We start from the raw sequence: 8746 nt of genomic DNA on the forward strand, positions 1-8746 counted from the left end.
CTCAGCCGAGGCTGAAGGTTGCCCGCTGCGCCGCCGACAAGTCGGTGATCTCGCCCCACTTCGCGGCGATGTCGTCGACGGAGGGCACCTCGGTGAAGGTGACGCCCTCGTTCTGGAACAGCGCGGTGCGCTGCACCTTGCCACCGCCGACGATGAACACCGAAGCGGTCTCGGGCACTTCCTCGGTCATCAGGTAAGCCACCACCGGCGCAACGTATTCCGGCGTCAGCTTCTCGAAGACCTCCGGCGGCAGGATGTCCTGCGTCATCCGGGTCGCGGCGATCGGTGCGAGCGCGTTGGTCTTGATGTTGTACTTCGCGCCCTCCTGGGCCAGCGTGTTGATCAGGCCGACGAGGCCGAGCTTGGCGGCGCCGTAGTTGGCCTGGCCGAAGTTGCCGAACAGGCCGCTGGTCGAGGTGGCCACGACGACGCGGCCGAAGTTGTTCTCCCGGAAGTGCGGCCAGGCGGCGCGGATCACGTTGTAGCCGCCGTACAGGTGGACCTTGAGTACGGCGTCCCAGTTCTCGAACGTCATCTTGTGGAACGTGCCGTCGCGCAGGATGCCCGCGTTGGAGACGACGCCGTCGATCTTGCCGAACTCGTCGAGCGCGGTCTTGATGATGTTCTCGGCGCCCTCGGTTTCGGCCACCGAGTCGTAGTTGGCCACGGCGCGGCCACCGGCGTCCTTGATCTCCTGGACGACCTGGTCGGCCATGTTGTGGCCGGCGCCGGTGCCGTCACGTGCACCACCGAGGTCGTTGACGACGACGCTGGCGCCCTCCTTGGCGAGCGTCAACGCGTATTCGCGCCCCAGTCCGCCTCCGGCACCGGTGACGACGATGACGCGATCCTGCACTCCTGGCATGGGATTCCTCTCTGCTGTGCTGGTCCCGAGGCGCTGCGCGCCTACCCCTAGAAGAGCTTTTTGGCGAGCTTTAGCGCCTTCTCTGTATACGGGGGATAGATGAATGCGCCGACGTCGGGTCGGGTCGGTTTGGTCATCACGGTCTTCTTGTGGCTGAACTGCTCGAAGCCGTACCTGCCGTGGTAGGCGCCCATGCCCGACGGGCCGACGCCGCCGAACGGCAGCTTGTTGGTGGCGAAGTGGAACAGCAGGTGGTTGACCACCATGCCGCCGGCCGGCACCTCCTTGATCACCCGTTCCCGGATGCTCTTGGTCTTGGTGAACAGGTACGCCGCCAACGGCTTCGGCCGCGAGTTCACGAAACTGATTGCGTCGTCGAGGGATTGGACCGTCACGACGGGCAGGATCGGACCGAAGATCTCGTCGGTCATCAGCGGTTCCGCGGGGTCGGGGTCGACCACGACCGTCGGCTGGATGCTGATCTTCGACGCGTCGGAACCGCCGCCGATCACGACCTCACCCTTGGTCGCGGCCAGCGCGTCGGTCAGCCGGCCGAAGTGCCGTTCGTTGACGATGCGCTTGCCGTCGGGGTTCTCGGACTCGAACGTCGTCACCGCCTCTTTGATCTTGTCGACCAGCTTGTCGCGGATCTTCGCGTCGGCGAGCACGTAGTCGGGCGCGATGCAGATCTGCCCGGAGTTGATCAGCTTGGTCCAGGCGATGCGCTTGGCCGCGACGTCGACGTCGGCGTCGGCCGACACGATGACCGGGCTCTTGCCGCCGAGTTCGAGCGTGACCGGCGTCAAGTGCGGTGCGGCGCCCTCGTAGACCTTGCGGCCGATCTCGGTGCCGCCGGTGAAGCAGATGTGGTCGAAGCCCTGCGAAATGAGCTCTTGGCTGACCGAACCGTCGCCCTCGATCACCGCGATCGCATCGGAGTCGAGGTACCGCGGCACCAGCTCAGCCATGAGCGCCGACGAAGCCGGGCAGACCTCGGACGGCTTGAGCACCACGGTGTTACCCGCCGCGATCGCCCCGATCGCCGGGCCCAGCGTCAGCACGAACGGGAAGTTCCACGCGCCGATGACCAACACCGTGCCGAAGGGCTCGTACTCGACCCAGCCCCGGCCGGGCAGCTGCGACATCTCCAGCAGCCGGTAGCGGCGGCGGGTCCACTTCTTCACGTTCTTCGCGGCGTCCTTGGCCTCGCCCGCGGTGCTCGCGATGTCGGCCAGCCACGCCTCGAAGCGGCTGCGGCCCAGATCCTGTTCGAGCGCGGCGGCGATGGCCTCCTCGTTCTCGACGGCGAGGCGCTCGATCGCCTTGAGCTGCCGTTTACGCCACTCGAGGTCCCTGGTGCGTCCGGTTTTGAAGGTCTCTCGCAGCCGGCGGACGACGCTGGGAATGTCGTCGGTGGCTTGGGTGGGAGCGGCGATGTCGGTGGTCATGGGGGAGTCCTTCCTGACCCGAGGAATGCCCCGATCCTAACCAACCGGTTGGGCCGCCCAGAAGGGCTCCGTCAGTCCTTGTACGCGGTGACGAACTCGGAAAACCCGCTGTCGTTCTCGTACTCGGCCGGAAGCACCCAGCGGTCCAGTCGACGCATCTCCTCCAGCGAGGTCACCGATGTCGCCCGCCAGCCGTGCGCATCGAGCCACTCGGAGACGTCCGCGCGGTCCGGGTCGTTGTACATCAGTTCCGCGACGTCGACGGAATCGTCCATTCCGAGCTGCGCACGGATGCGCTCGAACCGCTCGCGCATCTGCTCCCGACGCTCCTCGGCCTGCACCCCGACGGTCTCCACCGATACGCGGCTACCGGGCGCGCTGAGCGCGGTGATCTGCTCGAACAGGCGGTCCTGGGCGTCGGCGGGCAGGTACATCAACAGGCCTTCGGCCAGCCATGCGGTCGGAGCCGTTGGGTCGAACCCGGCCTCCTGCAGCGCGGCCGGCCAGTCGTGGCGCAGGTCGACCGCGACCGCCACGCGCTTGGCGGCCGGCAGCACGCCCTGTTCGGCCAGCCGGGCGGCCTTGTACTCGAGCACCTTGGGCTGGTCGATCTCGTAGACCGTCGTGCCCGCGGGCCAGTCGAGCCGGTATGCGCGCGAGTCCAGCCCCGACGCCAGGATGACGATCTGCCGGATGCCCGCGCCGACGGCGTCGGTGAAGTAGGCGTCGAAGTAGTGCGTCCGCACCGCCTGGTAGTTGCCCATGTGCTCGAAGATCGCGGCGACGTCGGGATCCGCCTCGTCGACCTTCGCGCGGGTGGCAGGGTCCGTCATCACGTCCCAGGCACCGCCGCCGGTGCCCGCCACCAGCACCTTCGCGAACGGATCGCGGATCAGCGCGTCGTCCCGATCGGTTTCGGCGGCGCGGGCGGCCGCCACCATGACCGCGGTCGTCCCAACGCTGGTCACGATGTCCCAGGTGTCGTCTTCAGTGCGCAGCGAACTCATCGAACGCCATGGTAGCCGGAAGAACTTAGGCAGGCTATCGAGCTGTGGGGCAGGTCACCCGTCAGGACTGAAGGCGCCAGAGATTGTTCGACATCAGCAGCTCGAACTGCCGCACCACGGCCTTGAGCTCGTCGTGGCTGCCGACGAAGCCGGCGTAGAAGCCCATGCCCCACATCACCGCGACGAGCATCTCGACCAGCGATTCGACCTCGGTATCGGTGGTGAGCTCGCCGCGCTGGATGGCCTCGTTGACCGCCCAGGCCACGAATTCGCGGGAATGCCGCAGCGAGTCGTGCTCCTCGTCGGCGAGCTCCGGGTGGCGCTGGGCCTCGAGCACCGACGTCACCAAAAAGGCTGCGGCCGAACGATCTTCGGACTCGGCCTGCATCGCCGCGGTGAAGTACGCCGACAGCCTGGCGAGCAGGTTCGTCTCGTCCTCCGCGCGTGCCCGGCCCGCGCTAACTATCGCGGCGTTGGTCTGCTGCACGACCTCGCGCCACAACACCTGCTTGTTGGAGAAGTAGTGGTTGATCGCCGGCCGCGTCAGATCCGCCCGAATCGCGATCGCCTGGAAGGTCGCGGCGTCATATCCGAGTTCGCTGAAAACCTCGCGCGCAGCCCCTATGATGCGCTCACGTGTCTCCGCAGCCTTCGCTGCGGGTGGACGACCCGGACCCCTACTCGCCGTATGCGGCACGGTCAAATTGTGCCACACGTCACCTGGTGCTTCAGACATCAGCTCCTGGCGCCGCCCCGACCAGCCGTTTGTCAGCAAATCACGAGATTTGATCGCCGAGAAATCCGACGTAGAGAATCAGCACCTCTTGGAACTAATGTCCAGGTAATGGGGAGCGTCGTGTCGCGGGACGGTTACTTCGATGTGGGTATCGAGATTCTGTCCGACATGGGGTACGGCGGCCTGAAACTGGCGGAGGTCTGTCAACGCCTCGGCGTGACGACCGGCTCGTTCTACCACTACTTCCCGAATTGGCCCGCCTACACCAGGGAGCTGCTCTCGCACTGGACGCAAGAGCGCACGGTGCGGGTGATCGAGGCCGTCCGCAGTGAGCCGGACCCGCGCCGCCGCATCGACGCCCTGTTCCAGACCGGGCTGGATCTGCCCCACAGCGCGGAAGCCGCGATCCGCGTGTGGAGCGCGCTGGACCCGCACGTGCACGAGGTGCAGGTGGCAGTCGACCAGCAGCGCTTCGACATCCTCTACGAATCGGCGTTCGAGATCCTGGAGAACAAACGCCAGGCACAGCTTTTCGCTGAATCCGCCGTGTACGTCTTCATCGGGTACGAGCAGACGAAGTTGACGCCCGACCCAGACGGATTGCAGTGGATCTCCGCACAGCTACGCCAGGCCCTCGACGACGGCCGGTTCGCGTCGGTTCCCGACGCCGAGTAGCGCGGGCGGCGGGGTTGTCGCTCTCTGAAGTCGTCGCTCCGCTGCTGCGCCGCGCCGAAAACCGGCTGCGGCGGCGCGATCCCGAACTGGACGCGCTGCGGCGCGCGATCCGGGCCGCGATCGTGGTGCCGATCGCCGCCGCAGTGAGCTTCGCGGTCGGCGGCGGAACCCAGACACCGATGATCACGATCTTCGGCTCGGTCTCGCTGCTGATCATGGTCGACTTTCCGGGCAACCGGCCGGCTCGCGCGCTGGCGTATCTGGGGCTGGCGATCAACGGCGCCATCCTGATCACGCTCGGCACCCTGGTCGCTCCGCATCCGTGGCTGAGCGTCGCGGCGATGTTCGTACTCGGGGTGGTGGTGACGTTCTCGGGAGTGCTCAGCGAGATCATCGCCTCCGGCCAACGTGCGACGCTGCTGACGTTCGTGCTGCCCGCATGTACCCCGGTGGGCCCCATCCCCGATCGGCTGCTCGGCTGGCTCATCGCGCTCGTGTTCTGCGTGCCCGCCGCGCTGTTCCTCCTGCCGCCGCGCCACCACGACGAGTTGCGCAGTGGCGCCGCGCGGGTTTGCGACCGCCTCGCCGACTGTCTGCAGGGCACCACGCCCGCCAAGAACGTGACCCGGGCGATGAACAACCTGTGGGAGACGTTTCTGGGCGCCGACTACCGCCCGGTCGCGCTGACCGCTGGCAGCCGCGCGCTGGTCCGGGTGGTCGACGATCTCGGGTGGCTGTCCGACCGGATCTCTGACGACACCGGGCGGTTCCTGGCCGACATGAAGGACCCGCTGATCCGGGTGCTGCGTGATTCGGCCGCCGTACTGCAGATCTCCGACGTCGCGGCCCGTCGAGCCCGCTCGGCCGATCTCGACGAGGCGCTGACCGAACTGCGCGCGATCGCCCAGGGTCGCTATCGCGAAGACATCGTCGAGATCCTCGCATCGCCCGACGACGCGGACGCCATCGAGGTGGGCCGGAAGTTGTTGGGACGACGCACGTTTTCGGCCACGGTCGGGGTGACCGGCCGTGTCATTCGCAACGCCGCGGCGGCCGACGCCCGCCCGGTGTTGGCGCGCGTGCTGGGCCGCGGGCTGCCCAAGACCGGCACCGCGGACTGGGTGATGCCCGAGACGACGGCCGTCGCCGCCATCACGAGCGGGTTCTTCGCCACCCGGGCGGTGGTGCTGCGCAACAGCATTCGCACCGGTCTGGGTTTGGCGCTGGCCATCGCCGTCACCCATCTGTTCCCGCTCGAGCACGGCTTCTGGGTCGTACTCGGCGCGATGTCGGTGCTGCGCAGCAGCGCGCTGACCACCGGCACGCGGGTGTTGCGCGCCGTCGCGGGCACCGCGATCGGATTTCTGTTGGGCGTCGGGCTGATCGAACTGGTCGGCGTGGATCCGGTCGTGATGTGGATGCTCCTGCCGGTGGTGGCCTTCGGTTCGGCGTTCGTGCCGGAGGTGGCGTCTTTCATCGCCGGCCAGGCCGCGTTCACGATGATGGTGCTGATCATCTTCAACCTGATCGCGCCGACCGGTTGGAGTGTCGGGCTGATCCGCGTCGAGGACGTGGCCGTCGGGGCGCTTGTGGGCATCATGGTTTCGCTGTTGTTGTGGCCGCGGGGTGCGCGTAATCGGTTGGGGCGGGCCATCGACGACGCGTTCGCGGTAGGTGCGACGTTCCTGAGGGAGGCGGTGCTGCGGGTGACCCGCGGGGCGTCGGAGGAGGCCACGAATCGGGTGATTGCGCTGAGCCAGGAGGCATTGCGCGCGACGCGGACCGTGGATGACGCGGTGCGACAGTTCCTTTCGGAGAGCAGCGGTCCCACCGACATCCGCGGGCCTGCCGTGCGGTCGGCGAACCGGGCGGTCAGGCTGCGCGCCGCTGCCGAGCTGATCACCGACGTCGTCCCCCCGCCGCACGGGGTCTACTTGAAGACCAGGGAGGTGCTCGAAACGCACGCGGAGGCCATCTGCGCGAGAGCCACTGGCGGCGCGCCGCGCTCGCTACCGCGACTCAGTGACGACTTCGTGACGGCGTTGCGGGACGAGACCACCGACGACGAACTGGCTGTCTCGGCGGCGCTGCCGCTGGTGGCGGTCGCGGCACATCTCGGCGCGTTGAACCTGCTGTACCCGAAGCCCGAGCCGCGGCGGACGGCGGCTAAGGACGGTGCGGCATAAGCGCATTCGGCGGGATGGTGCCGAACTTGCCTGCCTGGTAGTCCTCGAGCGCCTGGACCAGTTCGGACTTGCTGTTCATCACGAACGGGCCGTACTGGAACACGGGTTCGCGGATGGGCCGGCCGCCGAGGATCAACACCTCGAGTGCGGGACGGTGGGCGTCCTGGTCGCCCTTAGCGTCGACGCGGATCCGGTCGCCGGGTCCGAGCACCGCGAGCTGTCCCTGCTGGATCGGATGGGCGACGGGCCCGACCGTCCCACGGCCCGACAGCACGTAGACGAGCGCGTTGAAGTCGCGTCGCCAGGGCAGGTCGAGGCGCGCACCCAGCTGAATCGTTGTATGCGCCAACGTGATCGGGGTGTGTATCACGCCGGGGCCGCTGTGCCCGTCGACGTCACCGGCGATGATCCGCACGAGGGCGCCGCCGTCGTCGGAGGACAACAGTTTCACCTCGTTGCCCTCGATCGCCTGGTATCGGGGTGAGGCGAATTTGTCCTTGCGAGGCAGGTTCACCCACAGCTGGACGCCGTGGAACACGCCGCCGCTCTCGACCAACTCGGCGGGCGGGGTCTCGATGTGCAAGATGCCCGAGCCCGCGGTCATCCACTGGGTGGCGCCGTCGGTGATCAGTCCGCCGCCGCCATGGGAGTCCTGGTGCGCGAAGCGTCCGTCGATCATGTAGGTGACGGTTTCGAAGCCGCGGTGCGGATGCCAGTCGGTGCCGCGCGGTTCGCCAGGTTCGTACTCGACCTCGCCCATCTGATCCATGTGGACGAACGGATCGAGGTCGGCGGCAGAGACGCCGGCGAACGCACGGACAACCGGGAAGCCCTCGCCTTCCAGGCCGCGGGGTCCCGTGGTGATCGACCGGACAGGCCGGTCGGTGTCGGAGGGTCCGGCCGCAGCGATACGGGGAAGGGTGAGCGTGTCGGCGGTGATTGCAGGCATGCCATGGATAACCGGACTGTGGTCCGATTAATTCCATGGGTTTGAGCAGCCCCTGCTGGCGGGGGATCCACCTCTCCGTCGGCCCTCCTGCCCCCTGTGGATAACTTTCCCCGACTTGTCGGACCCCGCGACTACCCTTTCGTACATGCGTTCGAATCGAATCTCCGACGTGCTCACCGAGCTGGAGTCGCTCTATCGGGAGCTCGCGACGTTCCGGCTCGACGGGCTGACACGTACCGAGCTGTACGCGCTGATCGAACAGCTCGACAAGCTCGACAACCAGATGGCGGCGCTCGAACAACGGTTGTTCGGCCGACTACTGCTCGACCGCGGCGCGACGCCGCGAGACGTGGCCAGGCGGCTACGCATCTCGCCGGGAGAGGCGCAACGGCGTCTCGGACAGGCGGCTTCTTAGCCATGAGTGCGGGCGGGGTGTGCGGTCGGGAGCGGGTTGTGAAGGCTCTTGATGCGTTGGACGCCGCCCTGGATGAGCTTGTTGGTTTGTCGGTGGAGGGGTTGGGGTCGCGTGATCTGGTGGAGGTGTTGTTTCGGTGTGAGCGGGTGGGTCGACGGTTGCCGGTGGTCGATCATGCGGTGATCGCCCGGCTGGTGGCCGAAGTGGAGCCGAAGGCGGTGGGGGCGTGTTCGTGGCCGGAGGCGATAGCGACGGCGTTGCAGGTGTCGCGTAAGGAGGCCAGGCGTCGTATCGCTTCGGCGGCGGTGTTGGGTCCGCGGCGCGCGTTGACCGGTGAAGCGCTGGCGCCGGTGTTGGAGGCCACAGCGGCGGCGCAGGCGCGCGGACTGTTGGGTGGTGAGCAGGTCGGCATCATCGAGAGGTTCTTCGATCAGTTGCCCGCGCAGGTCAACTATGAGGCCCGTG

At 67.4% G+C, this 8746-nt stretch carries 9 protein-coding genes; 4 read left to right on the forward strand and 5 right to left on the reverse strand.

What is annotated here, in order from left to right; all coding sequences use genetic code 11:
• Nucleotide 1: 1 nt before the first annotated feature.
• The 4 genes from A5752_RS00540 to A5752_RS00555 all read right to left on the reverse strand — a co-directional run bounded on the left by A5752_RS00540 (nt 2) and on the right by A5752_RS00555 (nt 4056).
• A complete protein-coding gene (locus tag A5752_RS00540) occupies nt 2-865 on the reverse strand; it encodes an SDR family oxidoreductase (RefSeq protein ID WP_067080405.1) in 864 nt (287 codons plus the stop codon).
• Between the two features lie 47 nt (nt 866-912).
• A complete protein-coding gene (locus A5752_RS00545) occupies nt 913-2313 on the reverse strand; it encodes an aldehyde dehydrogenase family protein (protein WP_067080407.1) in 1401 nt (466 codons plus the stop codon).
• 71 nt (nt 2314-2384) lie between these two features.
• The gene (locus A5752_RS00550) at nt 2385-3320 is read right to left on the reverse strand and encodes a class I SAM-dependent methyltransferase (RefSeq protein ID WP_067080410.1); all 936 of its coding nucleotides are present in this window, start codon (nt 3318-3320) and stop codon (nt 2385-2387) included.
• 61 nt (nt 3321-3381) lie between these two features.
• The gene (locus tag A5752_RS00555; protein ID WP_502686590.1) at nt 3382-4056 is read right to left on the reverse strand and encodes a TetR/AcrR family transcriptional regulator; all 675 of its coding nucleotides are present in this window, start codon (nt 4054-4056) and stop codon (nt 3382-3384) included.
• A 108-nt stretch (nt 4057-4164) separates the two neighbouring features.
• On the opposite strand from A5752_RS00555, the gene A5752_RS00560 reads away from it, so the two are divergent.
• Nucleotides 4165-4731 carry a TetR/AcrR family transcriptional regulator gene (locus A5752_RS00560; RefSeq protein WP_067080413.1) on the forward strand — a complete coding sequence of 189 codons (567 nt, stop codon included), beginning with the start codon at nt 4165-4167 and terminating at the stop codon, nt 4729-4731.
• Between the two features lie 14 nt (nt 4732-4745).
• Complete coding sequence (locus A5752_RS00565; RefSeq protein ID WP_067080416.1) at nt 4746-6917, forward strand: FUSC family protein; 2172 nt, start codon at nt 4746-4748, stop codon at nt 6915-6917.
• Here A5752_RS00565 and A5752_RS00570 read toward each other — a convergent pair.
• Nucleotides 6898-7866 carry a pirin family protein gene (locus tag A5752_RS00570; protein ID WP_067080419.1) on the reverse strand — a complete coding sequence of 323 codons (969 nt, stop codon included), beginning with the start codon at nt 7864-7866 and terminating at the stop codon, nt 6898-6900. The two genes, A5752_RS00565 and A5752_RS00570, sit on opposite strands and share 20 nt — an antisense overlap.
• Before the next feature lie 145 nt (nt 7867-8011).
• Between A5752_RS00570 and A5752_RS00575 the strand changes: the two genes are divergently transcribed.
• Nucleotides 8012-8281, forward strand: a complete 270-nt coding sequence (locus A5752_RS00575) for a hypothetical protein (protein WP_067080422.1) — start codon at nt 8012-8014, stop codon at nt 8279-8281.
• Between the two features lie 38 nt (nt 8282-8319).
• A partial coding sequence (locus A5752_RS00580) for a DUF222 domain-containing protein (RefSeq protein ID WP_197500506.1) occupies nt 8320-8746 on the forward strand: 427 nt, incomplete at its 3' end.

It is taken from the genome of Mycobacterium sp. 852002-51961_SCH5331710 (genome assembly GCF_001665535.1).
Classification (GTDB): domain Bacteria; phylum Actinomycetota; class Actinomycetes; order Mycobacteriales; family Mycobacteriaceae; genus Mycobacterium.